Source organism: Pseudomonas morbosilactucae (genome assembly GCF_023241665.1).
Lineage (GTDB): Bacteria > Pseudomonadota > Gammaproteobacteria > Pseudomonadales > Pseudomonadaceae > Aquipseudomonas > Aquipseudomonas morbosilactucae.
On record NZ_JALQCX010000043.1, the window covers coordinates 15,332 to 42,331 of the forward strand.

The following is a 27,000-nucleotide window of genomic DNA, read 5'->3' on the forward strand; positions in this document are numbered from 1 at the left end:
ATGCACCTGCTCAGGACCCAGCCCGGCGGATTTGTCTCGGATGACAACATTGCCGACTTAGGACAAACCCCCGCCGAGCTGGTGATCCTGTGCAGCGGCGATTCCAGCCTGGCGCTGCTGGCCGAAGCGGCCCAGCAGTTGCCGGAGGATTACCCCAGCTTTCGCCTGGCCAACCCCATGCAAGTGCAGAACCACGCCTCGGTGGACCTGTACGTCGACCAGGTGTTGCGCCACGCCAAGGTGATCCTGATTTCCCTGCACGGCGGCATTGGCTACTGGCGCTACGGCGTCGAGCGCCTGGTGCAACTGGCCGAGCGCGGCGTGCAGCTGATCCTGGTGCCGGGGGACGATCGTCCCGACCCGGAACTCAGTGACCTGTCCAGCGTGCCGGCCGAGTTGCGCGATCGTCTCTGGCAGTTTCTGCGCCAGGGCGGGCGTGACAATGCCCTGGACTTCTACCGCTGCCTGGCCAGCACGTTGCTCGGTCGCACCTATCCCTGGGGCGAACCGCAAACCCTGCCGCGCACGGCGATCTACCACCCCCATAAAAGCCACGCCACCCTCGACCACTGGCAAGCCGATTGGCAGGCCGGGCAGCCGGTGGCGGCGGTGTTGTTCTACCGCTCGCACTTGCAGGCGGCCAACACCGGTTTTATCGACGTGTTCTGTGAGCGTTTGCAGGCGGCGGGGCTCAATCCCTTGCCCATGGCGGTGGCCAGCCTCAAGGAGCCCGGCTGCCTGAGCGTGGTCGAAGACCTGCTGGACCAGGCCGCTGCCGGGGTGATCCTCAACACCACTGGGTTCGCCCAATCCAGCCCCGAAGCGCCCCATCTGCGTCCGTTTCGCCGCAATATCCCGGTGATCCAAGCCATCTGTGCCCAGGACAACCAACCTGGCTGGCGTGCCAGCGAGCAGGGGCTGGGCCCCCGTGACCTGGCCATGCACATCGCCTTGCCGGAACTGGACGGGCGGATCATCAGCCGGCCCATCAGCTTCAAGGACCTGGCCTGGCGCAGCGAGCGCAGCCAGTCGGACGTGGTCTGTTACCGGGCCGCGCCCGAGCGCATGGACTTTGTCGCCCAACTGGCCCGACGCTGGATTGAACTGGGGCGCTTGGCCAATGGCGACAAACGCATCGCCCTGATCCTCGCCAATTACCCGACCCGCGACGGTCGCATTGGTAACGGCGTGGGCCTGGACACTCCGGCCGCCGCCTTGAACATCCTTCGGGCCTTGCACGCCGAGGGTTATCCGCTGCCGGCCGAGCTGCCCGAGAGCGGTACCGCGCTGATCCAGCAACTGCTGGGCGGGGTCAGCAATGACCTGGACAGCATCGATCTGCGCCCCTGTGCGCAAAGCCTGGCCCTGGATGATTACTGGCTGATGTTCAACGCCCTGCCTGAGGCTAACCGCCAGGCGGTGCAGGCGCGTTGGGGCCGCCCGGAGCAGGACCCGATGTTCCGCGGCGGGCGAATGATGATCGCCGGCCTGCGTTTTGGCCTGACCTTCGTCGGCATCCAACCGGCCCGGGGTTATCAGGTGGACCCCAGCGCGGTCTACCACGACCCGGACCTGGTGCCGCCCCACGGTTACCTGGCGTTCTACTTCTGGTTGCGCCAGGCCTACGGCGCCCACGGGGTGATCCACGTCGGCAAGCACGGCAACCTGGAATGGCTGCCGGGCAAGGGTGTGGGCCTGTCCGAAGCGTGCTGGCCGGACGCGCTGCTGGGGCCGTTGCCCAACATCTATCCGTTTATCGTCAACGACCCGGGGGAGGGTGCCCAGGCCAAGCGCCGCACCCAGGCGGTGATCATCGACCACCTGATGCCACCCCTGACCCGGGCCGAAACCTATGGCCCGCTGCGTGACCTGGAGTTGCTGGCCGACGAGTATTACGAAGCCCAACTGCTGGACCCGCGCCGGGCCCGGGAGCTGCAACGGGACATTCTTGCGTTGGTGCGCGAAACCCATATCGACCGCGAACTGCAACTGGGCGAGGCGCTGGACAGCGATGCCGATGCGGCAATCTGGCTGCCGCGCCTGGACACCTACCTGTGCGACTTGAAAGAGTCGCAGATCCGCGACGGTCTGCATGTGTTCGGCGAGTCCCCCAGCGGGCGCTTGCGCCTCGACACCCTGCTGGCTCTGTTGCGAATTCCCCGGGGCGACGGCAAGGGTCAACACGCGAGTCTGCTGCGGGCTCTGGCCAAGGCCTTTGAGTTGGGTTTCGACCCGCTGGACTGTGCCTTGGCCGAACCCTGGAGCGGACTCCGCCCGACGCCATTGCAGCAGGTCAGTGAGGCGCTGTGGCGCACGGCTGGCGATACCCGCGAACGCCTGGAGCTTTATGCCGGGCAGTTGATCGAGGCCGCGCTCCAGGGGCCGGTGGCGGCATTGGACGCTGCCGGCTGGGAGCCGGTGCAGGCCATTATCGACGGGCTGCGCGAGGTGGTTGCGCCGCGCCTGGACGCCTGTGGTCCGGCGGAAATGCGCGGCCTGTTGGACGCCCTCAGCGGGCGCTTTGTCCCTGCTGGCCCCAGTGGTGCGCCAAGCCGGGGTCGCCTGGACGTGCTGCCCACTGGGCGCAACTTCTTCTCGGTGGACGTACGCAACCTGCCCACCACCACGGCCTGGCGCATTGGTTTTCAGTCGGCCAACCTGATTCTTGAACGCCACCTGCAAGACCATGGCGACCACCTGCGCCAGCTCGGCCTGTCGGTCTGGGGCACGGCGACCATGCGCACCGGTGGCGACGACATCGCCCAGGCCATGGCCCTGATGGGGGTGCGCCCGGTGTGGGCCACCGGCAGCCAGCGCGTGGATGATTTCGAAATCCTGCCCCTGAGCCTGCTGGACCGGCCCCGGGTCGATGTGACCCTGCGCGTTTCGGGGTTCTTCCGCGATGCCTTCGCCAACCTGATCCGCCTGTTCGATGCGGCAGTGCAGGCGGTGGCGGCCCTGGATGAGCCCGACGACCTGAACCCGCTGGCGGCCAAGGTTCGCGCCGAGCGCGAGGCCCTGGTGCAATCGGGCCTGGACCAAGACGCTGCGGCGCGTCAGGCCGGTTGGCGGATTTTCGGGGCCAAGCCCGGTGCGTACGGTGCCGGTGTGCAAGGGGCGATCGACGGCCGCCTGTGGCAAAGCCGCGAGGACCTGGCCGAGGTGTACCTGAATTGGGGCGGTTATGCCTATGGGGGCGCCGACGAAGGCACGGCCGCCCGCGATCAGTTCGCCCAGCGCCTGAGCCAGGTACAGGCGGTGGTGCAGAACCAGGACAACCGCGAACACGACCTGCTCGATTCCAACGACTACTACCAGTTCCAGGGCGGCATGCTCGCCGCCGTGGAAAGCCTCGGCGGAACCAAGGCCGCCAGCTATCACGGCGACCACAGCCAGCCGGACCTGCCGAAGATCCGCACGCTCAAGGAAGAACTGAACCGGGTGATCCGCTCGCGGGCGGCCAATCCGAAGTGGATCGAAGGGGTCAAGCGCCATGGCTACAAGGGCGCCTTCGAAATGGCCGCGACCCTGGATAACCTGTTCGCCTTCGACGCCACCACCGAGCTGATCGACGATCACCAATACGCCTTGCTGGCGGACGCCTACCTGCTGGATGACTCGACCCGCGAGTTCGTTCGCCAGCATAATCCCCACGCCCTGCGCGACATGACCGAGCGCTTGCTGGAGGCTCAGCAGCGGGGTTTGTGGCAGGAGCCGGGGGATTACCGTGAAGCCCTGGAAAACCTGTTGCTGGATATAGAAGAAGATTCCTGATCCGGCGCAGATCGCGAGCAAGCGTCCCCCCGGACACTCCCTGACCCGACCCAAGCGAGACCCCGACATGAGCGACACCCCACATTTTCCGCTGTCCGCCGTGGTCGGCGCCGATGCCTTAAAACTGGCTCTGTGCCTGACGGCCATCGATCCGAAGATCGGCGGGGTGCTGATCGAGGGGCCGCGGGGCATGGCCAAATCGACCTTGGCCCGGGGTTTGGCGGATCTGCTGGCCGGTGGCCCGTTTGTCACCTTGCCCCTGGGCGCCACCGAAGAACGCCTGGTGGGCACCCTGGACCTCGACGCGGCCCTAGGCGAAGGCCGGGCGCAGTTTTCCCCCGGGGTGTTGGCCAAGGCTGACGGCGGCGTGCTCTACGTCGATGAAGTCAACCTGCTGCCCGATCACCTGGTGGACCTGTTGCTGGACGTGGCCGCCAGTGGCACCAACCTGATTGAGCGTGACGGTATTTCCCACCGTCATTCGGCGAAATTTGTACTGATCGGCACCATGAACCCGGAAGAGGGCGAACTGCGTCCGCAACTGCTGGACCGCTTCGGCCTCAATGTGGCCCTGGACGGCCACACCGCACCTGCCGAACGTGGGCAGATCATCCGTCGGCGCCTGGATTTCGACAGCGACCCCGAGGCGTTCTGCGCCCAGTGGGACGCCGCCCAACAGGCCCTGCGGGAGCGTTGCCACAGCGCCCGGGCGCGCTTGGCCAGCATCCCGCTTGACGATCAGGCCCTGGAGCAGATCACCGAGCGCTGTTTTGCCGCCGGCGTCGATGGCCTGCGTGCGGACCTGGTCTGGCTGCGTGCGGCCCGGGCCCATGCGGCCTGGCGCGGGGCCGAGGCCATCCGCGACGAAGACATCGACGCGGTGGCCGAGTTTGCCCTGCGCCATCGGCGGCGGCAGAGCCCGCCGCCTCAGTCGAGCCAGCCGCCTTCTGCCCAGGCGCCGGCACCGCACCACAGCAACACCGGCGAAGGCCAGGGCCAATGGGGTGACATGCCTGCCCAAGCGCTGCCCACCGGCGCCCGCCGAGACGTGCCGAGCTGGCCAAAAAAGCCCTAGGCATTCGCCCTCGATCGACCGCGGGGGCGGATGCCAGGCCCCGGGCGGGGCAGCTTGAACAAGGCCGGCAAGGGCGTAGCCGAGTGGCGATCAGCGGTTCGATCCACTGGCCGGGGACCCTGCTTAAAGGGCGTCCCCGGCAACGTGCCGACCTGCTTTACCAACTGCGCAGCCGGGCGCCCCATGATCTGTGGCTGGTGATTGTCGACGCCTCGGCGTCCACCCGGCGGCATTCGGCCCTGAGCGACGCCAAAGGCGTGCTGGCCCAGTTGTTCGATGACGCCTATCGGCAGCGCGCGCGCCTGGCCTTGCTCACCGCCAGTGGCCGAGTGCCCCGTTGGCAGGTGCAGGGCCTCAAGGCCTGCAAAGACCTGCGGCACTGGCTCGACGACCTGGGGGCCGGCGGCGGCACGCCTCTGGCGGCGGCCCTGGAGCAAGCCGCAGACTGGTTGGCGGTGCGCCAGCGGCGCCTGCCGGCGGAGCAGCAACGGGTGTTGCTGATCACCGATGGGCGCTTGAAAACCTTGCCCCAAGCCCTACCGCTGCCGTGCCCGACCGTGTTGCTGGACATCGAACGCGGCCCCATCCGCCTGGCCCGAGCCCGGGCCCTGGCCGACGCACTGCAAGCCACCTACCAGCACATCGACACCCCAAACCCCACCCCCCTGTGAACGCTGGCTCGTCAGCGACTAGGTTGTAGGGGCTGGCTTGCCAGCGATTAGGCCCTCAAGACCCCCATCGCCGGCGAGCCGACGCCTACAAATCGCCGGACAACCCGGAAAATCCAAGGTTCAAAATTCTTTGCCGCCGGTCTGCTTTTCTGGGCTCGGGCAAGGCGAATTGATATCACCTGATCTAGCGTTGCCGTCTGAGGAACGACTTCCTCATCCACGCGGTTTTTCAGGGAGATCTACCATGGCGTATGTACGGCGTGATGTATGGAAACTGGGCTCGGACTGGAGCGACACCTTGTTGTGGTACGCACGCGGGGTGGGCGTTCTGCAGCAGCGACCGATCACCGACCGCACCAGCTGGCGCTTTCTGGCGGCGATCCACGGCATCAACTTCCAATTGTGGCGAGACGCTGGCTACCTGCGAGCGGACACGCCCTTGCCACCTCTGGCGGACCAGGACCTGTACTGGAACCAGTGCCAGCACCAATCCTGGTATTTCCTGCCCTGGCACCGGGGTTATGTGGCCTCTTTCGAGCAGATCGTACGGGCGGCGGTGGTCAGCCTCGGCGGTCCCAAGGACTGGGCCCTGCCTTACTGGAACTACAACGAAAACCCGCAAAACCTGAAAATGCCCGCCTGTTTCGGTCACACCCACTTGCCCAACGGCGAACAGAACCCGCTGTACGTGGACCGGCGTTTCGGCCCCAAGGGCAACCGGGTGATTGTCCTCGACGAGCAACGCATCAACCTGCGCCCGGCCCTTACCGACCATCAGTTCGCCGGCTCCGGCAATGGCGGTTCGCCGGGCTTTGGCGGGCCGGTCACGGCCTTTGAACACGATGGCGAGGTCAGTGGCCTGCTGGAATCCCAGCCCCACAACTACGTGCACGTGGCCGTGGGTGGCCGCGAGGAATTGAGCCATGTGCCGGGCCTGATGATTGACCCGGACAGCGCCGGGCTGGACCCGATCTTCTGGCTGCACCACGCCAATATCGACCGGCTGTGGGATGTCTGGCTGCAGCGCGACCCGATCAACCACAACCCCGGCACGTCCTTGTGGCTTGATGGCCCGCCGGCCAATGGTCGAGCGTTCGTGGTGCCGCACAGCGACGGCCAGCCGTGGTCGTTCAAGGTCCGCGAGATGCTCGATACCCGGGCGCCGCAACTGGATTACGTCTACGAGGACACCAGTGATCCGCTGCCGGGCCAGCAACTGTTCGCCGAACGCTTGAAAACCCTCGGTGCCCAGCCGCAACAGATCACCGCCGCTGCCGTGGAGAACAAGACCTTGACCCCAGCCACCCCCGCCGAACTGCTCGGCGCCAACGACCAGACCCTGGTGCTCAGCGGCGGCAACGTCGACACCTCGGTGCGCCTTGACCAGGCCAGCACCGGCACGCTGATGGGCAACCTCAAGAGCAAGGCGTTTGCCGCCACGGTCCCGGAGCATTCCCTGGACCGGGTATTCCTCAACCTGGAGAACATTCGTGGCGACAACGATGGCGCGACCTTCGACGTCTACCTGAGCTTCCCGGTACCGGGGCAACATTCGGCCCTGCCGGACCAGCGGGTGGGTTCGATCTCGCTGTTCGGGGTGCGCAAGGCCAGCCGCCCCGACAGCCAGCATGGCGGCAAGGGCGTCAGCCATGTGCTGGACATCACCGAGGTGTTCGACAAGCTCAGCGCCAGCAGCGGACCATTGCTGGGGCAATTGAGCGTGCGCTTCGTGCCAGTCACTGATGTCCGCGCCGAAGATCGGATCACCGTGGGGCGGGTGAGCCTCTATCGACAGGGCAACTGAGCATGGGGCAGTACTTGGTACTGGCCCTGACCCGTGGCTCCCGGCCCTGGCTGTTGTTGCTCAGCCTGGCCGGTTGGGGCTGGCTGCTCGGCTCGGCGGGGATGCTGTCGATCCCCTCGTTCTGCACCAGCCTGCCCCTGGCCGGTTATGCCCTGGGCTGGCAGGGGATTGAGCAGGCGTTGCTGTTCAATCCGCCGCGCCAATTGCTGCTGGCCTGGCTGCTGATGCTGTTGGCCATGACCCCGATGCTGTTGGTGCACCCCTTGACCTATGTCTGGCAACGCAGCCTGTTGCGCAAGCGCTGGCAGGCGGTGGCGCTGTTCCTGCTGGGGTTTGCCACGGTCTGGACCTTGATGGGGCTGTTGCTGATGACCGTGGTGGTGCTCAGCCGAGTGTGGCTGGGCGTTTCCGAAACCCCGGCGTTCATCGCTTGCCTGGCGCTGTGCCTGGTGTGGCAGGCTTCGCCGATCAAGCAGCGTTGCCTCAACCATTGCCATCATCAGCCGCGGATCTCGGCCTTTGGCCTGGGTTTTGTCCGCGATTGCCTGGGCTTTGGCCTGAGCAGCGGGTTGTGGTGCATCGGTTCCTGCTGGCCCTTGATGCTGTTGCCGATGCTGGCGGAGCAAGGCCATGTGGCGTTGATGGCGCTGTGCATGGGCTGGATGCTGTACGAGCGGATGCAACGTCCGCGCCCGGCACACTGGCATTGGCCGTTTGCACTGCGTTGGCGGCGTTGAGGCAGGCCGTGCTGGCGATGGGGCTTGTGTGGGCCCCATCGCCGGTCGCGGTTTCTAGTGTTTCGGTGCCGCAGGTACGGTGGCGTTGCGCCAAGCGGTCTGCAACTGTTCCCCAAGCAGCGCGGGGACGGTGCTGCCGGGCTGTTTTTCCAGGCTCAACTTCAGGCCATTGAGGGAACGCCCGCTGAGGCGATTGCCGGCCAGATCCTCACGGAATACCCGTTCTGCTTCGGCGTATTGGCCTTGCTCCAACAAGGCATAGCCCAGGGATTCACGCAGGGTGTAATACCAGTCCGGCGGCTCGTTGTAGCTGAGGGTATCTTGCACCTGGACCGCCTTGCGCCAGGCACTCAGGACTTGTTGTTGGGCGTTGCCGTCCAGGGCTTGCAGGTCGGTGTTGAGGGGTTGCTCCGGGTTCATCACTTGGTTGGCGGTGGCCTTCAGCGCGGCCAGGTCGAGTTGGCCCTGGCGGCCGTCCTGGGCCTTGTTCAGCAGAATCAGGTTAGCGATACGGAACAATTCCACGGCCGGGTTGTTGCCGTAAGCCAGGTTCGGGTGTGCCTTCAACGCGTCAACCACCGCTTGCCAATAGCCCTTGAGGGCATCCCGGGCCTGATCGTTGCTCAGGTTCGCGGCCGTGAGTTGCCGGTAGGCCAGGGCATAGGCCTTCATCACCCCGGTGTAGGGCGCGGCCAGGGGGTTCCAGGGCGTCGGGTCGCCTTGGGTGGCTTGGCTGCAGACCGTGTTGATGGTCTTCAGCCCCTCGGTGATTTTCGGCTCGATACGGGCCAGGGCGTCCCAATCCTCGAAGCGCACGGCGAAGTAGTAGGGCACCGCATAGAAATAATCGGACTTGGTGGCGATCTCCTTGGGGTATTGGCGGCAGAGGAACGCCAGGGCCGAGTATTGGGTGGTGTTTTCCACCAGCTCCTCGGCCATGTTCAGCGCCTCGTTCTGCCGGCCTTCAATGGACAGGGTCCAGGTCAGGAAGTGGATGTTGTGCCCCAGGTAATGCAAGGGGTAGGGGCTTTGCGGCTGCACCTGGTGGGCGTAGGCGCGGTCCACTGCGACGGCGGTGTAGTTGGCGGTGCTGGCCAGGGCGTTGTTGCCGGTGCGCTGGTAGATGTGCGACGCCATGTGCACCAGATGGCCGATGGCCGGGTTTTGCACGCGGAAACGATCCGCCATGGGCAGGCCACTGTCGGGGAACGGCGACTCTTCGATGGCGTGGATATAGAAGTGGTTGGCGCCGGTGTGTTGCTGGTCCTGCACCAGTACACGGTTGAGCACCTGCAGGGCCTCGTAGGCGGCCGGGGTCGGCGCGACCTTGTCGGACACCGCTTCGTCACCGTCCCACCATTTCCAGGGCGTCAGGTTGAGCAGGGCGTCGGCGTGCAAGGTGGCTGCGTCGAGGTCGTCGAAGTAGGTGTGGGACAGGGCCTTCATGGCGTCGGCGTAGCGCTGGTTGCCTTCCTTGCTCAGGCTGACCTTGCCGTCCTGTTCACTGTACTGGGTCAGGAAAGCCTTGGCGTAATCCACCTCGCGCTGCAATTGGCGTTCGCTGAAGCGCGCCTTGGCCTCGGGGTTTTGCAGGCGACTCTGGGCGCGTTCCAGGGCCGTCTGCGCCGAGCGATAGGCCAGGCGGTCGCAGCCGTCGGTGGCGTCGCTGTTGATGTTGGAGTTGGCCGCCAGAGCGATACCCCAGTAAGGCATGGCCGCGTCCTTATCGAAGCGGCTGGCGTGGTAGAAGGCGCGGATCGCTTCGGAGAAATTGAACCCGTATTGCAGGGCCATGCCTTGGCTGTAAAAGGCTTCGACCTGCCCCGGCTCCTGGAGGCTGACCAGCGGGTAACGGGTGCCGCCCAGGCCGGAGAGCAGGACCCCGCTGTCGGTGTCTTGCTGGCTGACGCATTGCAGCAGCACCTCTTGGTAGGGCTGGTCGGCAGGGGCCGGAACAAAGCTCTTGAGGGTCTCCGGGGCGCCGTGGTTGAGGGTGTGGGCCTGGGCCATGGGCAAGCCGGCCAGCAGCAGGCTGCTGACCAGGGCATTGCGCAGGAAGGGGACGTCCATGTGCGGGTACTCCTTGTGTGGATAGATGGCCGTGTGGGAGCTGGCTTGGGGCGATGGCGCTCTGGCGGGCGCGATCGCTGGCAAGCCAGCTCCTGCAGGGGGCAAGCGTTCAGTCGTCGTCGCGGGCGTGTCGGGCCACGAACAGCGCGCTGCCCGGCTTGGCCAGGCGTCTGATTTGTGGTGCCAGGGTCTGCTGCGGGATGACCACTTCGACCAAGGCCGGTCGCCCTTGCAGTTCCAGCAGTTGCGGCAGCAATTCGTGCAGTTCCGCCAGGGTCGAGACCCGGTAGCCCGCCGCGCCAAAGCCCTGGGCCAGGGCCGGGTAGTCCCAGGCGGGAAGCACATCGAACGGGGCGAACTCGCCGCCCGGATCGAAGGCCTTGATCTCAACGAAGGCCTGTTCAATCGCATACACCTGGTTGCTCATGACAAACACCAGGGCGTTGAGGCGCTGGCGCACCAGGGTCGACAGCGATTGGCAGATCATCATGAAACCGCCGTCGCCGGCGACCACGATCGGCCGGCGTCCACTGCCCAAGGCCACGCCCAGGGCGCAGCCGGTTTCATGGCCCAGGGAGCCCCAGATCGCATCGGCGACAAAGCTGTCCCGGGGCAGGCCGTTGAGGTTGCTGGCGGCGTACAGCGCCGAACTTTCCCCGAGGATCAGGCTGCTGCTGGCCCACAGACCGCGCTGGCGCACCTGCTGGTCCAGGGTATTGAGGAACAGGTCGTAATCCAGGGGCGTTTCGGCCGGTGCCGCCTGCGCTGGCCGGGCCGCTGGCAACGGGTGGCTGGCCAGGGGGTAGCGCGGGTCCGGGGCCAGGGTGTGCAGCAAACCATCGAGGTAGGCGTCCAGCGGCACGTGGGGGTAATACTGCAACCCGGTGCGGGCCTGCTGGCTGTTGACCAGAATGATCCGGCTGAAGTCCTTGGCCAGCAGTTGCAGGTAGTCGTCGGTGAAGATCACCCCCAGGGCCAGCACGCAATCCACCTGCTCCATAAAGGCGCTGGTTTCGAGCCGTGAGGCGGTGCCGGCATAGGTGCCGATGAATTGCGGGTGGCTTTCGTCGAGGACGGTCTTGGCTTCCAGGGTGGTGGTGAACGGCAGGCCGCTGGCTTCGATCAGGCGCAGGGCCTGCTCCTGCAGACCGTAACGCGCCACCTCGATGCCGAGCATGATCACCGGCGACCTGGCCTGGTTCAGGCGCTGGCGGCTGGTGTCGAGGGCGGCGTTCAGCGAGTTGGGGTCGTAGGCCTGTGGCAACGGCGCCAGAAGCCCCTCGGGGCGTGGGCAGGTCTCGCTCCAGACGTTCTGCCAGGCCTCCAGGTAGATCGGTCGGCGCTGGCTGATGGCCGCGACCAGGGCTCGGTCGATCAAGGCCCCGGCGCCGCTGTTGTCGGCGAGGATCAGGCTGGCCACGGTGACGTTCTCGAAGACCTTGGGGCCCACCTCCAGGTCGCCGGTGGAATGGTGGTACAGCACGTCTTCGGACCAGATCAACTGGCGGTTCTTGTCCGAGGGGCTGGCGCTGATGACCACCACCGGGTTGCGTTCCACGTAGGCCCCGGCAATGGCATTCAAGGCGCTGAAGGTGCCCACGCCGTATTGCAAAGACACCGCGCCCAGTCCGGTGTAGCGGGCATAGCCGTCGGCGGCGTAGGCGGCGCCCATTTCATTGATGTCACCCACGGCGTCAATGCCGTCGAAGGCTTCCAGGGCGTCCATGAAACCCGAAACGTAGTCCCCGGGAACCTGGAACACTTGGCGCACCCCCAGCTGTTGCAGACGGATCAGCAGGTAGTCGGCGACGCTGACAAGTTCATTGCTGGCCATGGTCGATCCCCTTGTAAGCGAATTCGGTGACGTCCTTCAGGGTCGTGCCGCAGTCCTGGCAGGGCAGGGGCTGGCTGGGGTCGAGCGAGCAGCCGTCGGGCGTGGGCACCGGCAGCAGGGCGTAGCTTTTCGGCAGCCAATGGGGGCGCTTGAGGCCGAAGAAGTCCTGCAAGGTGGACTCGGCCACCGTCAGCGCGCCCTCGACCCAGCCCTGACCGAAGGAATAGGCCTCGCCGACAATGTGGATCTGCTGGTCCGGCACCGGGTGGCGCATGCGGCAGATGATCTGGTCGAGGCGGTAGTTGGCTTTCCATTCGTGCCAGCCACCGCCGAACGGGTCCGCATCCCAGGCGTGGTAGACCGCCGAGTAGGGGCGCGGCAGCTCCACCTGGTCATGCACCTGGGTCACTTGCATCTGGGCCACGCGGACCATCTCGTCGCTGACCGTGAACTGGGTCTTGGGCACCACCAGCTCGGCCTTGAGCAGGCCCTTGGCACTGGCCGGCGGGTAGCCGACAAAGGGGGCGCCGCCTTCCAGGCCTTTCCAGAACGGCACGGTGCCGATGTCGTTGTAGGAGGCCATCAACAGGGAGTTGAGGCTGGGTTCGCCGCCGGGCTGCTCGCACTCGGTGCCCATGTAGTAGATCTGCCGCACCGGCAGGTCGGTGACCGAACGCCCGGCCACCAGGCCCAGGCTGCGCCACCAGGGTTGCTCGTAGGCCAGGAACAGCTTGAAGGCCGACTGCATCAGCACCGAGCCGAGGTTTTCCTTGAGCCACGGGTCGTCGAACACGGGCGCCTTGATCAGCTCCAGCGAGCGGCGGGGCATGGCGAGGATGATCTTTTTCGCCTTGACCACTTGCTGCCCCTGGCCGTCCCGGGTGCTGCCGTCTTCAGTCACCGTGGTCTGGAAATGCAGGCGATAGGGGAAGTCCGCGTCCTTGGCGTAGGTGATTTCCACCAGGCGCTGGTTCATCTGTACCCGTTGCTTGGCCGGCAGTTTGCCCGGCAGTTTGGCGAACTTGGCCGCCAGGGTCAGGGGCAGGCTCTGAAAACCCTTGGTCAGGGTCAGGAAGACGGTTTTGTCGCTGTATTCGGTGGCCGGCAGTTGGGTGACCGCACTGGCGTTGGCGACGTTGGCGTCATAACCGCCTGCGTCCTTCATGAACTGGTAGCCCTCGTTGCTCATGACCCGGTACAGCAAGTCCCAGAAGCCGTACTTCCAGATTTCCTTGCCGAACACCTTGACCTGCATCTGCTGGCACAGGCTGAGCTTGTCGAAGCCCGGGTACACGTAGTTCATCACCTTGACTTGCAGGTCTTCGGGGCCAAAGCCGCGCTCCGACCAGGCCAGGTCATAGGGGATCTTGTGCGGCGCCTCGCTGAAGTCGCGGTAGCGGAAGCGCTTGCCGCGCAGGTAGAACAGGTTGTTTTCGGCGCCCACCGGGCCGTCCGCGCCCATGGGGAATTTCTGGCTCGCCAGCTTCAGTTGCTTGACCAGGTTGTCCACCAGCACATGGCCATCGTCGCCAGGGATGTAGCGCATGCCGCCGACTTCCGCCACCACATTGGGCAGCCCCGGCAGGTTGATGCTGAACAGCCGGCCGCCGATGCGATCGCTGTATTCGAACAAGCCAATCTGCTGGTGTTCGCCTTGTTCATGTTGCAGGCGCCAGGCGCTGTAGGTGCCCGACGCACCGCCACCGACCACGGCAACGTCCAGTTCCAGTTGTTCTGATTTCATGGAGAATTCCCTTTCGAGTTGGAGGGGCTGCGGAGTCCTTGCGCGACGAAGTATTGTTGAGTTTTGCCGAAATGCCAGTTTGCCATCATTGCGGTTTTACGCCCGCAGCGACTGGGTTTGGCTGGCGTGCCAGGCGCCGTCCAAGGCCCACCGCGTGACGAGCCGTTTGCCCTGCGCAGCCCTCCTTGCGCGAGGTGCAAGGGCCTTGCTTGCCAAGGGCTGATCCGGGTTTAAACGGGCGGCGTTTTTGCACCGGCCTGTACCTGCAACGCCGCTTCAGGGGCATTCGCGATAACCGCGTTGAGGCATAGCAGGCTGGACGAATAACAGGGTGCACACGGCGCGGGGCAGTGCTCTGGGTGGCAACTTCGCCACCGTGTCAGGCGACTCAAGCCCGCTCATTGCAGAAAAATGCACAGCGACGTTTCTCCGTCGCTTATTCAGCTTTAGACTGCGCGACGAATTTGCTCAGCATTGCTCATGGAAAGAGATATGGATCCGTTGCTTCCCGCTTCCGAAGACAGCTCCTCGGAGAACACCTTCGATATCGATCACGCCACTGCTCATCAGGCGGTGCTCGATACCATCAACCTTATGGCCGCCCATGCGCAGGCCAGCGAAGACGAGATCGTCGCCTTGCTCCAGCAGCAGGGCTACTCGCGGATCGCCGCCGAGAAACTCAATGCCATGGTGCCTTCAGGCTTGTCCTGGGTGGTGCTCAAGCGCCTGGGCGTGGCGTCCTTGCCCAACCATTTCATCCTGTATGACGACGATGAGCAGGAAGTGAAAGTGCCCGTGGCCACCCAGCACTTTTTCACCGCCGCCCTGCACCTGTCCTACTCGACCTTCGAGCACGGCTGGAGCAAGGTGCTACCACGCGATGTCTTCGAGTCGGTGGTCAACCGCAGCGCCGAGATGTCCATCGTGTTTGATGTGTTGAATGCCGGCGGATCCCTGGAAGGCACCACCTTGAGCCCCGTGCAACTGTTGCGCATCAGCGCTCAGGAGATGCTGGAGTCGGGCCCGATGAGGGCGTCTTGAACCTGGTGGCTCAGGTGTTTGCACCGAGCTGTTCGGCGGATCAACCCGAAGCCTCGCCTACGCACGGGGCTTTGCTGCACAGGCACGGGCGCACGTAGATGGATGCACTGGCAGCAGCACGTTTAGGCGATGAAATCGCCCACGGCTTTGGCGTGGCGGCGATGGTTGCGGGCGCGGTGGCCGGGGCCTTGATCGGCGCGGCGATCATCGGCGCCACGGCCGCCACCGGTGGTTTGGCTGCGGTGATCCTGGCCGGCTCGGTGGCGGCGGGCGGCTTGTCGATGTTTCAGGTGGTCAAGGGCATCAGCAGCATTTTCAACCTGCCCGAACCCACGTCCGGGGTGCTGATCCAGGGCAGCCTGAACGTCTACATCAACGGCCGCAACGCCATGCGCGCCGGCATCGACCTGTCGGCAGAATGCTCCGGCTTGCCCTTCAACCATTTCCCCTGGACGCAGCCGCTGATCGCCGAAGGCAGCATCAAGGTCACCATCAATGGCAAGCCGGCGGCGCGCCTGCAAAGCAAGATGGTCTGCGGTGCCCATATCAAGAGCGGTAGCGAGAACACCCTGATTGGCGGCGCCAGCGTGCAGGTGGCCTTTGTTTTCGACGTCGAGGACTGGTTGCACACCGGGCTGGAATTCCTCGGCGTGGGCGCCTTGATCGGGGCCGGGGTGATCGCTGCGTTTGCCGGGTTGGCGGCCTTTGTCGGTTTTGCAGCGATTACCGGCGCGAGCTTTGTCGGCATGTCGCTGCTGGGGGACCTGGGAGATCGCCTGGGGCCGGGTTACCGCGATTTGTTGCAAGGCACGGTGGGCCTGGTGACCCTGGGCCTTGGGGCCAAACTGGCCGGGGTCGGCAAGACCAAGCCACCGGTGGAGGAGACGGTGTTCCACGTCACCACCAGCGAAGGGGCCGCCGCCGGTGTGCTCAAAGGCGTGGACCCGAAATTCCTCAACCCGGAAAGCCGCTTCGGCAAGGCCTTCTACGTCGGCGAGAAACCCGGCACGCCCCTGGCCGAGCTGGCGCACCACAACGCGGTACCGACCCACGGCATTCGCTACAACGTCAATACCAGCAAGACCAAGGTCCTGGACCTGACCGACCCTAAGGTCGCCAGCAAATGGGGCTATGACGGCGGTCCCATCAGCTCCAAGACCAAGCAGATCGGGATCGATGCCCGGGACCAGGGCTACAATGTGATCCGCTTCAACTCCGAGCGGGATCCGGGCGGGGTCAACCTGGCGGTCCTCGACAACTTCAATGAAATCCTCACTCCTCAGATGATTACTCCGGTAGACCCATGAAATTTTACCTCTACAACTACCTGTGCAAGGGCTGCGGCAACTCGTTCAAGGCGCCCCAGGTCCCGCCCCACAGCTACGGCGCGTTCCTGATGCGCAGCCTGTCCGGGGAGACGCGCTACCTGGATGGCCTGAACGATGAGGTGTACGACGACGTCGACAACCTGCTCAAGGAACTGCTGCACGGCCAGGGTGTGAGCGACTACCAGCGCTCCGAGATCCTCGCCCGGGTGTTCGGCGTGGCCTGTGACCCGGACGCCCAGGGCCGGTTGTTCAGCCTGAAGATCGGACCCCAGTGCCCGGATTGCGCCAGCGTCGAGATGGATTCCTGGGAGGGCACCGAGCCGCCGGAATACCTGGAGCTGGACTTCCCCAAGGTGAGCCATGTGCACTGGCAGTCGTTGAGCCGCGTGGAAAAACTCCAGCGCCTGGCACAGGCCGTCGCCCACCCTTGATGGCGTTACGGCCAGTAAGGCCGGCTTAGGCGGGGCGTGCCGGCAGGGCGCAACAATGGCCACTTGCTTTCAAGGCGCGGCCCCCGCTAATCTTGCGAATAGTTCTTATCCGCAGATGCCGTCGCCCGCCATGTCCGCCGCCGAACTCCCCCTGCAACAAGCCGTCCAGGCGCTCTATGCCGAGCACCATGGCTGGCTGTTCGGCTGGCTGCGAAAAAAGCTCGGCTGCCCGCACAACGCCGCCGACCTGTCCCACGACACCTTTGTGCGCATCCTCACGTCCCGCGAGGCACTGGGCGTCTTGCGCGAACCTCGGGCGTTTCTCACCACCACCGCGCGTCACCTGATCATCGACCGCGCCCGTCGGCGGCAGATCGAAGACGCGTATCTGCGCGAGCTGGCCCTGACCATCGAGGTGCTGGAAGGCTGCCAGCAGTCGCCGGAACAGATCCTCCTGACCCTCGAAGCCCTGGAACAGATTGCCTTTGTCCTCGACGGCCTGTGCCTGAATGCCCGGCAGGCGTTCCTCCTGTATTTCCTCGAAGGCCTGCGCCAGGGCGAGATCGCCAGCCAGTTGCAGATCTCCGAACGCATGGTGCGCAAGCACCTGATGAATGCCCTGGCCCACTGCAACCATGCCTTGGATGTCTGAAGGTCCATGAGCGAAGCGCAATCGACCATCGACGATCAGGCCGCCAGTTGGGTGCTGCGCCTCAGCGAGGGTGTGCTCAATCCCCAGGAACAGCAGCAGTTCGAACAGTGGAAAAACCAGGACCCGCGACATGCGGCGGCGATCGAGCGTTTGCAGGGGTTTATCGGCCGCTTGCAAGGGCTGCGTTCCCAGCAGGCGCCGGCACGCGCGGCGTTGGATGCGGCGCTTGTGACCCGGCGGCGCAACCTGCCGCGCCGGGCGTTGCTCGGCCTGTTGTTGGCGCTGCCGTTGGCGCTGGTGTGGCGCAGTGACCCGGCGAGCTACTGGCTGGCCGACCAGCGCACCGCGCCGGCGCAATGGCAGAGCCTGCGCCTGGATGATGGCTCGCAATTGATCTTGAGCGGCAACAGTGCGGTGGACCTGGACTTCAACGGCCAGCAGCGGCAGGTCAAATTGCTGCGGGGGGAAATCCTCGTGCAGGTGGCCCACGACAGCGCCCGACCGTTCACCGTGGTCACCGAAGACGGGCGCATGCGGGCCCTGGGCACGCGCTTTACGGTCAAGCGCGAGGCGCCCGGCACGCTGCTGACCCTGCTGGAGTCCAGGGTCGCGGCCCAGGGCACGGACAACCCCGGGGAAACCCAAGTGGCCGCCGGCGAACAGGCGCGGATCACCCCACAGAGCGTGCAGGTGCTGGGCAAGGTCGACAGCCGCGCCCTGGATGCCGCCTGGCAACAGCATCAGTTGGTGGTGCAGGACCGGCCGCTGCCCGAGGTATTGACCGAGTTGGCGCGCCAGTACCCGGGGCATGTGCAGTTCGACCCTGAACAACTGGCGGGCTTGCGAGTGTCTGCGGTGCTGCCGCTGGATGATCCGCAGCGGGCCCTGCAATTGATTGCCGAGGCCTTGCCCGTGCGCATTCGTCCATTCGGCCCTTGGTGGCTGGCCATCGAGCGCCTGGAGCCGGCACGCGAGCGATAAAGTTTCGCTGCACGGTTCCGCTTTTTTTGCCTGCCCCGTCAAGGAAGGAAGCACCCCATTACAGGAATGTCTTCCATGTCGTCGGATTTCACCGTGTTGCCTTCTTCCAAGCGCCAGCGCCTGCCCTTGAGGCCGTTGGCGATGGCCATCCATTTGGCGACTGGCACGCTGCTCGGCCTGGGCGCCAGCGGCCAGGCGCTGGCCCAGAACGAGAGCCCGAGCGCACAGCGTTATGCCATTCCGGCCGGTGCCCTGGGGCCAGCGTTGAACCAGTTCGCCCAGCAGTCGCGCATTGCTCTGTTGTTCGATGCCAACGCCGTGGCCGGCCTGTCTACCTCGGGCCTGCAGGGTGAGTTCGGCATCAGCCTGGGGTTTGCCCAGTTGCTGCGGGGCAGTGGTTTCCAGGCGCGCCAGGGCACCAACGGTTTTGTCCTGATGGCGGTGAACCCCGCGGACGGCACGTTGGAACTGGCGCCCACCGACATCACCGGGCAGAGCGCCGAGAGCACCACGGGGTACGTCAAAGGCTACGTCGCCAAGCGCAACATCAGCGCGACCAAGACCGACACGCCGATCATTGAAACCCCACAGTCACTGTCGGTGGTCACCAGCGATGAAATCCGCGATCGGCAATCGGAAACCCTGTCCCAGAGCCTGGACATGACCCCGGGCTTCACCAGCCAGCCCACCAGCTTCAACCGTACCTCCGACCGTTTCCGCATCCGCGGCTTCGATGTCGAGTCGGCCACTGGCGGTTCCCTGCGGGATGGCCTGCGCTTGCAGAACAACTCCTACGACGGCGTGCAGGAACCCTATGGCCTGGAACGTGCCGAAGTGATTCGTGGCGCGGCCTCGGTGCTCTACGGCCAGCTGTCCCCGGGCGGCTTGATCAATACCGTGAGCAAGCGCCCGAGCCAGACGCCGTACCACGAAGTGAACCTGCAGACCGGGCAGAACGACCGCAAGCAACTGTCCGCCGATTTCACCGGCCCCCTGGGTGACAGCGAGACCCTGAGCTATCGCCTGACCCTGTTGGAGCGCAAGAGCGAGACCAGCGCCGATCACATCGACAACAACAAGACCTACATCGCCCCGGCCCTGACTTGGCGGCCCAACGACGACACCTCACTGACCCTGCTGTCCTTCTATCAGAAGACCGAAACCGGCTTTTCCGCGCCACTGCCTTATCAATTCGTCAAAGGCGTGGGCAACGGCCCGTTCCAGATCGGCCGGCACGATTTCATCGGCGAGCCGGACTACGACAAAATGAACGGCGAGATGTCGGCCCTGGGCTACGAGTTCGAACACCGCTTCGACGAGCACACCCGCATCAGCCACAAGCTGCGCTACTACCAGTCGGACGTGACCTGGCGCTACCTGCAGGTCAACACCGGGCTCGCCGCGCTGCAGGCGTCCTTGAACAGCGGGATCCTGCGCCGCCAGTACAGCGACCGCGAAGAGCGCTCCCGGGGCCTGGCCAGCGACACCAGCCTGGAAAGCAAATGGCAGTTCGGCGACTGGGGTCATACCTTGCTCCTGGGCTTCGATGGTTATGACACCAGCTACGACTCCCATAACTTCCGCGGCGCTGCACCGTCCCTGGACCTCACCCGCTACAACTACGGGCAGCCGGTGGTGGTGACCAAGAACCCTCTCGCGGATCGCGGTTCCCAAGTCGACACCCTGCAAAAGGGCATCTACTTCCAGGACCAGATCAAGTTCGACGAGCACTGGATTCTGCTGCTTGGCGGGCGCCACGACTGGGCCGACCAGAGCACCGAGGTCTATCGCACCTCGAGCACCACCCATCAGGACGACGAAGCCACCACCTGGCGCGCCGGCCTGGTGTACAAGGCCGACAATGGCCTGGCGCCGTACCTCAGCTACAGCGAATCGTTCTTCCCGGTGGCCGGAACCAATACGGCAGGGCAGGCGTTCGTGCCCACCCGAGGCAAGCAGTACGAGGTTGGCATCCGCTACCAGCCCGAAGGCAGCGCCACGCTGTTGAGCGCGGCGGTGTATGAACTGTTGCAACAAAACGTCCTGACCCCGGACCGCAATGACAACGACGCCTTTGTACAGACCGGTGAAGTGCGTTCACGCGGCCTGGAGCTGGAAGCCAAGACCGAGCTCAACCCCAACCTGAGCCTGATCGCTTCCTACGCCTACATCGATGCGCGCATCACTAAAAGCAACGCCGCTGCAGAAGTCGGCCAGCGCAGTGAAGACACGCCTTATCACCAGGCTGCGCTGTGGGCCGACTATCGCCTGGCCGAGCTTGGCCTGCCGAAGCTGCGGGTCGGTGGCGGTGCCCGCTACAAAGGCACCACCCAAGCCTCTCAGGTCCCTTCGGACATGCCGGCCTACACCCTGTACGACGCCCGGGCCAGCTACGAGATCGACGCCAACTGGGAGGTGGCGGTCAACGCCAACAACCTCACCAACAAGCGTTACACCTACTGCGAGTTCGCCATCTGCCGCTATGGCGATGAGCGGCAACTGGTGAGTTCTGTGACGTACCGCTGGTAAGTGCTTCGGGCGTTGCTGCGGGAGCGGTAGAAAGAGGTTTGCCTCGGGCCGTGCCGATCCCTGGCACGGCCCGAGGCGTTTTGGCGTTAGCGGTATTGCGCCGCCACTTCCGGGGCAGGCTTGCGTTTACGCCCGGCGGTCAGTTGGTAGGCGATGGCCAGCCAGATAAACCAGGCCGGCATCACGCACAGCGCCAGGCGGGTATCCGGGCGCAGGGCCAGCAGCCCCAGGACGAACATCAGGAAGCCCAGGGAGAACCAGGCCACGGGCACGCCACCGGGCATTTTGTAGTGCGAGCGGGCGTGCAGTTCCGGGTGCTTTTTGCGGTAGGCGATGTACGACGCGAGGATGGTCGACCAGGTGAAAATCACCAGGATCGCCGACACCGTGGAGACGATGGTGAAAGCGGTCATGACCTCGGGCACGATGTACAGCAGCAAGACCCCCAGCAGCATCAGCAGGGTGGTAAAGGCCAGGCTGATGACCGGCACGCTGTGGCGTGACAGGCGCTTGAACAGGCGCGGGGCGTTGTTCTGGTCGGCCAGGCCGAACAGCATGCGGCTGGCGGAGAACACACCGCTGTTGGCCGAGGAGGCGGCGGAGGTCAGCACCACGAAGTTGACGATGCCTGCGGCGGCCGGGAAGCCTGCAATCAGGAACAGCTCGACGAATGGGCTCTTGCTGGGGGACACCTGCTGCCAGGAGGTCACGGCGATGATGCAGGCCAGGGCCAGCACGTAGAACAGGATGATGCGCAGCGGGATAGCGTTGATCGCCTTGGGCAGGGTCTTGTGCGGGTCACGGGTTTCGGCGGCGGCGGTGCCGATCAGCTCGGTGCCGGCAAAGGAGAAGATCGCCATCTGGAAGCCGGCGAAGAACCCGAGCAGCCCATTGGGGAAGGCGGCTTGGCGGTCCAGCAGGTGGCTCAGCGAGGCGGTCACGCCGGAGGGCGAGACAAAGGAGCTGGCGATCAGCACCAGGCTCACGGCAATCAAGGTGACCACGGCGATGATCTTGATGATGGCGAACCAGAACTCCACTTCGCCGAACAGTTTCACCGTCAGCACGTTGAGCGCGAACAGGGTCAGCATCATGGCAATGGCGGGCATCCAGGCCGGCACGTCGGGGAACCAATACTGGAAGAACCCGCCCACCACCACGGCATCGCCCACCACTGCCACGCTCCAGCTCAGCCAGTACGACCAGCCGAGAAAGAACGCCGCACGCGGGCCCAGGTAAGCGCCGGCGAAGTCGGCAAAGCTCTTGAAGTTCAGGTTCGACAGCAGCAGCTCGCCCATGGCGCGCATCACCAGGTACACGAACAGGCCAATGATCATGTAGATCAGGATGATCGAGGTGCCGGACATGGCGATGATCTTGCCGGAGCCCATGAACAGCCCGGTGCCGATGGCGCCGCCCATGGCCATGAGCTGGATATGACGGTTATGCAGGGTGCGTTGCAACGCTGGGCGCGCGGGGGCGCCGAGGGTATCTGGAGTCATCTCAAAACCTCTTGATTTTATAGTTGTCGAGTTTTGGCAGGAAAAAGGTCGGGGGTGGTTGGGCCTGCTGCCGGTGGTTTTTATCGGGGCAGTCAGGTGGATCGGGGCCTGGCCCATGAACCCGGGCGGGAACGTGCCGCCCTGTTCAGGGACGGGGCCGTCAGCCGGCGGCTACCTGGCGCGTCGGCACTGCCGTGGCGCTGGGTTGCAGCAGTTGATACAGGTCTTTGATGTTGGTCGGTGTGGGCACCAGGTGGATCGACTCGCCGATGGCCTGAGCGCGGGCCTGGTCGTGCAAGTAGCGCAGGGAGGAGAAGTCCTCCAGGGCAAAGCCCACCGAGTCGAACACCGTGACCTGGGCCGAGTCCTGGCGGCCCGGTTCCAGACCCTGGGCGATGCGGAAGTACTCGGTCACTGGGAAATCGGCGGGCAACTGCTGGATATCGCCTTCGATGCGGGTCTGGGGCTCGAATTCGACGATGACTCGGGCGTTGCGCAGGATGTCGGCGTGCAGTTCGGTCTTGCCTGGGCAATCACCGCCCACCGCGTTGAGGTGCATGCCGGGCTCGATCAGCTCCGGGGTGAGAATGGTCGCGTAGGCCTTGTCTGCCGTCACCGTGGTCACGATGTCGGCGCCCTTGACCGCGTCGGCCACCGAGTCGGCGATGCGCACCTTGAGGCCCGGCCAGGCTTGCAGGTTGTGCTTGAGCTTGTGGGACGCCTCGACGTCGATGTCGAAGATTCGCAGCTCGTTGATGCCGAGCATTTCGTGGAAGGCGATGGCCTGGAACTCGCTCTGCGCGCCGTTGCCGATCAGCGCCATGCTGCTGGCCCCCTGCGCGCCAGGGACTGCGCCACCAGGGCGGAAGTCGCGGCCGTGCGCACGGCGGTGGTCAGGGTCAGTTCGCTGAGCAGCAGCGGGTAGCCGCTGTCGACCTCCGCCAGCACGCCAAAGGCCATGACGGTCAGCAGATGACGGGCCGGGTTGCCGGGGTGGCCGTTGACGTACTTGAACGCGTATTGCTGGCCGTCGTCGGCGGGCATCAGTTCGATGACGCCGGTGGCCGAATGGTTGGCGGTGCGCGGGGACTTTTCGAACGCCTGCCAGCGCAGGTAATCCGCGTGAATGTACTGAGCCATTTCACGGATGGCCCGGCCGATGCCCAGGCGCGAATACAGGGCGGCGGCGTGATCCACATCGATGAACAATGTCATGGGGTTTTCCCTCGGGTTCGGAGCGTTGAACGCCGCGTAGGGGCGCGACGCGGGTGGGTCAGCGCTGGGCGTGGCCGTGCAGCACATTGACGGCGTTGATGCCGATCTCATCGACCATGTAGCCGCCTTCCATGACGAACAGCGTGGGTGCACCCACCGTGGCGATGACTTGGCCCATGCCGAGGAAGTCCTCGCTTTCCAGGAGGAAGTGGCTGATGGGGTCGTCCTTGAACGTGTCGACCCCAAGGGACACCACCAGCAACTCTGGGGCGTACGCCCGCAGCTGGGCGCAGGCCTGGACCAGGGCTTCGCGGTAGTGCTGCCAGGTGGTGTTTTTCGGCAGTGGCAGGTTCAGGTTGTAGCCTTCGCCGGCACCGCTGCCGCGTTCGCTGGCAAAGCCCGAGTAGTAGGGGTAGGACACGGCCGGGTCGCCGTGCAGCGAGACGAACAGCACATCGTCGCGGTCGTAGAAAATGTTCTGGGTGCCGTTGCCGTGGTGGAAGTCCACGTCCAGCACCGCGACCCGCTTGGCGCCCTGAGTGATGGCGTGTTGCGCGGCGATGGCGGCGTTGTTCAGGTAGCAATAACCGCCCATGTATTCCCGTGCGGCGTGATGGCCCGGCGGGCGGCACAAGGCAAAGGCGCTGTCCTGGCCTTCGTCGATCAGGGCCAGGCCGGTGAGGGCGATGTCGGCGCTGGTGCGCACCGCGTCCCAGGTGGTGGCGGTAATGGGCGAGCCGGCGTCCATGGCGAAGAACCCGAGCTTGCCGTCGATAAACTCCGGCACCTGCTGGTTGGCCAGGTCGCGCACCGGCCACACCAGCGGCAGGGCGTCATGGCTGCGCCCGGTGGCTTGCCATTCGCCCCAGGCGCTTTCCAGGAAGCTCACATAGCGTTCGCTGTGGGCGGCCACATAGCAGGCGCGGTCAAAGCGGCGGGGCGCGATGATCTCGCCGAGCGCCACATGTCGGACCCGGTCGCGAACCGTATCGGCGCGGCTGGGTTGCTCGAAGGAGGGCTTGAGCACCCCGTCCTTCAACTCGGTGCCATGGTGCAAACGGTGGGAGTCGCTGAAGACTGTAAGCATGCTGATCGCATCCATTGTTATTGTCCGGTGCAAATATTTTGTTCCGGCATGGCTGCGAAATCTTTGCTTTTTGTTTGTGTTTAATGCGATTTTTGAGTCATATTTTTCTTTTTGGTGGCCTGATATGAGAAAAACAACTCGGCATGTCGCGCTCGACGAAACCGACCTGGCAATCCTCTCGCTGTTGCAGCAGGACGCGAGTATTTCCAACGCCGAATTGAGCGAGCGGCTGTCCCTGAGCCTCACGCCCTGTTGGCGTCGACGCAAGCGCATGGAAGAAGAGGGGGTGATCAAGGATTACCAGGCCAACCTGGACCGGCGCCTGCTCGGGCTGGACATCATGGCCTTTGTGCAGGTGCGGTTTGCCACGCACTCCGACCAGACCCCGGATGACTTCGAGACGGTGATCATGGGCCTGCCGGAGGTGCAGGCCTGCCACAAGATCACCGGCGACGCCGACTACCTGCTGCAGGTGCTGGCCCAGGACCTGGACAGCTACAGCGACTTCATTGAGCACGTGCTCAGGCGCCAGCCGGGCATTGCGTCCATTCAGTCGAGCCTGGCGCTGCGGGAGGTCAAGGCCACCAGCCGCCTGGCGATCCCCGAGCCGCAGCCCGGGGGCCGACGTTTGGCCGGGGAGCGATCTGCGGACCGTCCTTGAACCGCAGATGCTGGCGGCTGGGGCCATGACGCCCCGCGCCGTGCTCGCCTTGCCAGCGCCGGGGGGCTGTCAGTGATCGCTCTTGCCTAGACCCAGTGCGCCGAGCAGGCGACCGTTCAGCCAGTTGGTTTTCGCCAGTTCGATGACCTCGTCGCCACGCCCGCTCATGACCGCCTTGAGCATGTACAGGCTGAACCCCTTGGCCTGTTCCAGCTTGATCGCCGGGGGCATGACCAGTTCCTGCTTGGCAGTGACCACGTCCACCAACACCGGGCCGTCATGGGCCAACGCGGTGCGCAGGGCGCCTTCAAGGTCTTCGGACTGCTCCACCCGCAGGCCGAGAATGCCCATGGCGTTGGCCATGGCGGCAAAGTCCGGGTTGTGCAGGTCGGTGCCGGTGTCGAGGTAGCCGCTGGCTTTCATTTCCATGGCCACGAACCCTAGCGATGCGTTGTCGTAGACGATGATCTTCACCGGCAATTTAAGCTGGGCCAGGGAGATGAAATCGCCCATCAACATGCTGAAGCCGCCGTCCCCCGACAGCGAGATTACCTGCCGCCCGGGAAACGCCGCCTGGGCGCCCATGGCCTGGGGCATGGCGTTGGCCATGGAACCGTGGTTGAACGAACCCAGCAGGCGGCGTTTGCCGTTCATCTTTAAGTAGCGCGCGGCCCACACCGTGGGGGTGCCGACGTCGGCGGTGAAAATCGCGTCCTCGTCGGCCAGTTCGCTGAGCAAGCGGGTCAGGTACTGGGGATGGATTGGTTGGTTGGCGGGAGAGGGCTGGGCCAGTTCGTCCAGGCCCTGGCGGGCCTTGGCATAGTGCGCCAGGGATTCTTCAAGGAAGCTTCGGTCGGCCTTGTAGGGCAGGCGCGGGAGCAGGGCGGCGAGGGTTTCGCTGACATCAGCGGCGATACCCAGGTCCAGGGTCACGCGGCGCCCGAGGGCCTGCGGGTCGCGGTCGATCTGCACCACGGTGGCGTCGCTGGGGTAGAACTGGCGATAGGGGAAGTCGGTGCCGAGCATCACCAGGGTGTCGCAATTGAGCATGGCGTGGTAGCCCGAGCTGAAGCCGATCAGCCCGGTCATGCCGACGTCGAAGGGGTTGTCCCATTCCACATGTTCTTTGCCGCGCAGGGCATGCACCACTGGTGCGCCCAGGGCCTCGGCCAGGGCCACCACCTGATCGTGGGCGCCGGCGCAGCCACTGCCGCAGAGCAGGGTCACGGCCTTGCTCTGGCTGAGGATCTCCACCAGCCGGTCGAGGTCCGGGGGCGCGGGCAGGGTGCGTGGCGCGCGCAGGGGCGTCCAGGGTTTTTGCGGGCTTGGGACCTCTTGCAGGGCCACGTCCCCGGGGATCACCACCACCGCCACGCCGCGGTTGAGCAGGGCACTGCGTATGGCTCGGTGCAGCACCTGGGGCATTTGTGCCGGGTTGCTGACCAGCTCGACGAAGTGGCTGCACTCCTTGAACAGCTCCTGGGGGTGAGTCTCTTGAAAGTAGTTGAGGCCGATTTCCGAGGACGGAATCTGCGCGGCGATGGCCAACACCGGCACATGGTTGCGCTGGCAGTCGAACAGGCCATTGATCAGGTGCAGGTTGCCCGGCCCGCAACTGCCGGCGCAGACCGCCAGTTCGCCGGTGGCGGCCGCGTCGGCGCCGGCGGCAAAGGCCGCGACTTCCTCGTGGCGCACGTGCATCCACTGGATGCTGTCCATGGTGCGCAGCGCGTCGGTGAGGCCATTGAGGCTGTCGCCGGTCAGCCCCCAGATGCGTTTGACGCCGGCTTGTTCAAGGGTGGTCGCCAGTTGCTGGGCAAGGGTGGTGGTTGCCATGGAGTTCTCCAGCCGGGTAAGGGATGTC

Annotated in this window: 18 protein-coding genes and 1 pseudogene; 12 read left to right on the forward strand and 7 right to left on the reverse strand. The window is 65.0% G+C overall.

Annotated features, from left to right (window positions below; all coding sequences use genetic code 11):
* The 5 genes from cobN to M1B35_RS22490 all read left to right on the forward strand — a co-directional run bounded on the left by cobN (nucleotide 1) and on the right by M1B35_RS22490 (nucleotide 8,061).
* On the forward strand, nucleotides 1-3,774 hold the full coding sequence (gene cobN / locus M1B35_RS22470) for a cobaltochelatase subunit CobN (RefSeq protein WP_268263109.1): 3,774 nt from the start codon (nucleotides 1-3) through the stop codon (nucleotides 3,772-3,774).
* A 67-nt stretch (nucleotides 3,775-3,841) separates the two neighbouring features.
* Nucleotides 3,842-4,849: a magnesium chelatase ATPase subunit I gene (locus M1B35_RS22475; protein ID WP_268263110.1), complete on the forward strand. Its 1,008-nt coding sequence runs from the start codon at nucleotides 3,842-3,844 to the stop codon at nucleotides 4,847-4,849.
* A 2-nt stretch (nucleotides 4,850-4,851) separates the two neighbouring features.
* Nucleotides 4,852-5,520 (forward strand): vWA domain-containing protein, encoded by a 669-nt coding sequence (locus tag M1B35_RS22480; protein ID WP_425273438.1) that lies wholly within the window; start codon nucleotides 4,852-4,854, stop codon nucleotides 5,518-5,520.
* A 244-nt stretch (nucleotides 5,521-5,764) separates the two neighbouring features.
* Nucleotides 5,765-7,324 carry a tyrosinase family protein gene (locus M1B35_RS22485; protein ID WP_185039387.1) on the forward strand — a complete coding sequence of 520 codons (1,560 nt, stop codon included), beginning with the start codon at nucleotides 5,765-5,767 and terminating at the stop codon, nucleotides 7,322-7,324.
* A 2-nt stretch (nucleotides 7,325-7,326) separates the two neighbouring features.
* A complete protein-coding gene (locus tag M1B35_RS22490) occupies nucleotides 7,327-8,061 on the forward strand; it encodes a copper chaperone (protein WP_268263111.1) in 735 nt (244 codons plus the stop codon).
* Between the two features lie 54 nt (nucleotides 8,062-8,115).
* On the opposite strand, the gene M1B35_RS22495 is transcribed toward M1B35_RS22490, so the two are convergent.
* From M1B35_RS22495 to M1B35_RS22505, 3 genes are all read right to left on the reverse strand, one after another.
* Nucleotides 8,116-10,131, reverse strand: coding sequence for a hypothetical protein (locus M1B35_RS22495; protein WP_268263112.1), 2,016 nt, complete (start codon nucleotides 10,129-10,131; stop codon nucleotides 8,116-8,118).
* 109 nt (nucleotides 10,132-10,240) lie between these two features.
* Entirely contained in the window at nucleotides 10,241-11,965 is a 1,725-nt protein-coding gene (locus M1B35_RS22500) for a thiamine pyrophosphate-binding protein (RefSeq protein WP_123336019.1), read from the reverse strand.
* Nucleotides 11,952-13,709 carry a flavin monoamine oxidase family protein gene (locus M1B35_RS22505; protein WP_268263113.1) on the reverse strand — a complete coding sequence of 586 codons (1,758 nt, stop codon included), beginning with the start codon at nucleotides 13,707-13,709 and terminating at the stop codon, nucleotides 11,952-11,954. Before M1B35_RS22505 ends, M1B35_RS22500 begins: the two co-directional genes overlap by 14 nt.
* 492 nt (nucleotides 13,710-14,201) lie before the next feature.
* On the opposite strand from M1B35_RS22505, the gene M1B35_RS22510 reads away from it, so the two are divergent.
* From M1B35_RS22510 to M1B35_RS22535, 6 genes are all read left to right on the forward strand, one after another.
* Nucleotides 14,202-14,750: a hypothetical protein gene (locus tag M1B35_RS22510; protein WP_123336022.1), complete on the forward strand. Its 549-nt coding sequence runs from the start codon at nucleotides 14,202-14,204 to the stop codon at nucleotides 14,748-14,750.
* Between the two features lie 98 nt (nucleotides 14,751-14,848).
* Nucleotides 14,849-16,057 carry a PAAR domain-containing protein gene (locus M1B35_RS31965; RefSeq protein WP_279653873.1) on the forward strand — a complete coding sequence of 403 codons (1,209 nt, stop codon included), beginning with the start codon at nucleotides 14,849-14,851 and terminating at the stop codon, nucleotides 16,055-16,057.
* Nucleotides 16,054-16,509, forward strand: a complete 456-nt coding sequence (locus M1B35_RS22520) for a hypothetical protein (RefSeq protein ID WP_123336026.1) — start codon at nucleotides 16,054-16,056, stop codon at nucleotides 16,507-16,509. Before M1B35_RS31965 ends, M1B35_RS22520 begins: the two co-directional genes overlap by 4 nt.
* A 130-nt stretch (nucleotides 16,510-16,639) precedes the next feature.
* Complete coding sequence (locus M1B35_RS22525) at nucleotides 16,640-17,161, forward strand: sigma-70 family RNA polymerase sigma factor (protein WP_268263114.1); 522 nt, start codon at nucleotides 16,640-16,642, stop codon at nucleotides 17,159-17,161.
* 6 nt (nucleotides 17,162-17,167) lie between these two features.
* Nucleotides 17,168-18,142, forward strand: coding sequence for a FecR family protein (locus tag M1B35_RS22530; RefSeq protein WP_268263115.1), 975 nt, complete (start codon nucleotides 17,168-17,170; stop codon nucleotides 18,140-18,142).
* A 75-nt stretch (nucleotides 18,143-18,217) separates the two neighbouring features.
* Nucleotides 18,218-20,671 (forward strand): TonB-dependent siderophore receptor, encoded by a 2,454-nt coding sequence (locus M1B35_RS22535; RefSeq protein ID WP_268263116.1) that lies wholly within the window; start codon nucleotides 18,218-18,220, stop codon nucleotides 20,669-20,671.
* Nucleotides 20,672-20,757: 86 nt separating this feature from the next.
* Here the strand turns inward: M1B35_RS22535 and M1B35_RS22540 are convergent, their stop codons facing one another.
* The 3 genes and pseudogenes from M1B35_RS22540 to M1B35_RS22550 form a co-directional block, all read right to left on the reverse strand.
* Entirely contained in the window at nucleotides 20,758-22,173 is a 1,416-nt protein-coding gene (locus tag M1B35_RS22540) for an amino acid permease (RefSeq protein ID WP_268263117.1), read from the reverse strand.
* Between the two features lie 160 nt (nucleotides 22,174-22,333).
* Nucleotides 22,334-23,388: pseudogene (locus M1B35_RS22545) on the reverse strand (ornithine cyclodeaminase).
* 58 nt (nucleotides 23,389-23,446) lie between these two features.
* On the reverse strand, nucleotides 23,447-24,475 hold the full coding sequence (locus M1B35_RS22550; RefSeq protein ID WP_268263118.1) for a histone deacetylase family protein: 1,029 nt from the start codon (nucleotides 24,473-24,475) through the stop codon (nucleotides 23,447-23,449).
* Between the two features lie 124 nt (nucleotides 24,476-24,599).
* Between M1B35_RS22550 and M1B35_RS22555 the strand changes: the two genes are divergently transcribed.
* Nucleotides 24,600-25,136 (forward strand): Lrp/AsnC family transcriptional regulator, encoded by a 537-nt coding sequence (locus M1B35_RS22555; RefSeq protein ID WP_123336041.1) that lies wholly within the window; start codon nucleotides 24,600-24,602, stop codon nucleotides 25,134-25,136.
* A 69-nt stretch (nucleotides 25,137-25,205) separates the two neighbouring features.
* On the opposite strand, the gene poxB is transcribed toward M1B35_RS22555, so the two are convergent.
* Complete coding sequence (gene poxB, locus M1B35_RS22560; protein ID WP_268263119.1) at nucleotides 25,206-26,972, reverse strand: ubiquinone-dependent pyruvate dehydrogenase; 1,767 nt, start codon at nucleotides 26,970-26,972, stop codon at nucleotides 25,206-25,208.
* Between the last annotated feature and the right edge of the window lie 28 nt (nucleotides 26,973-27,000).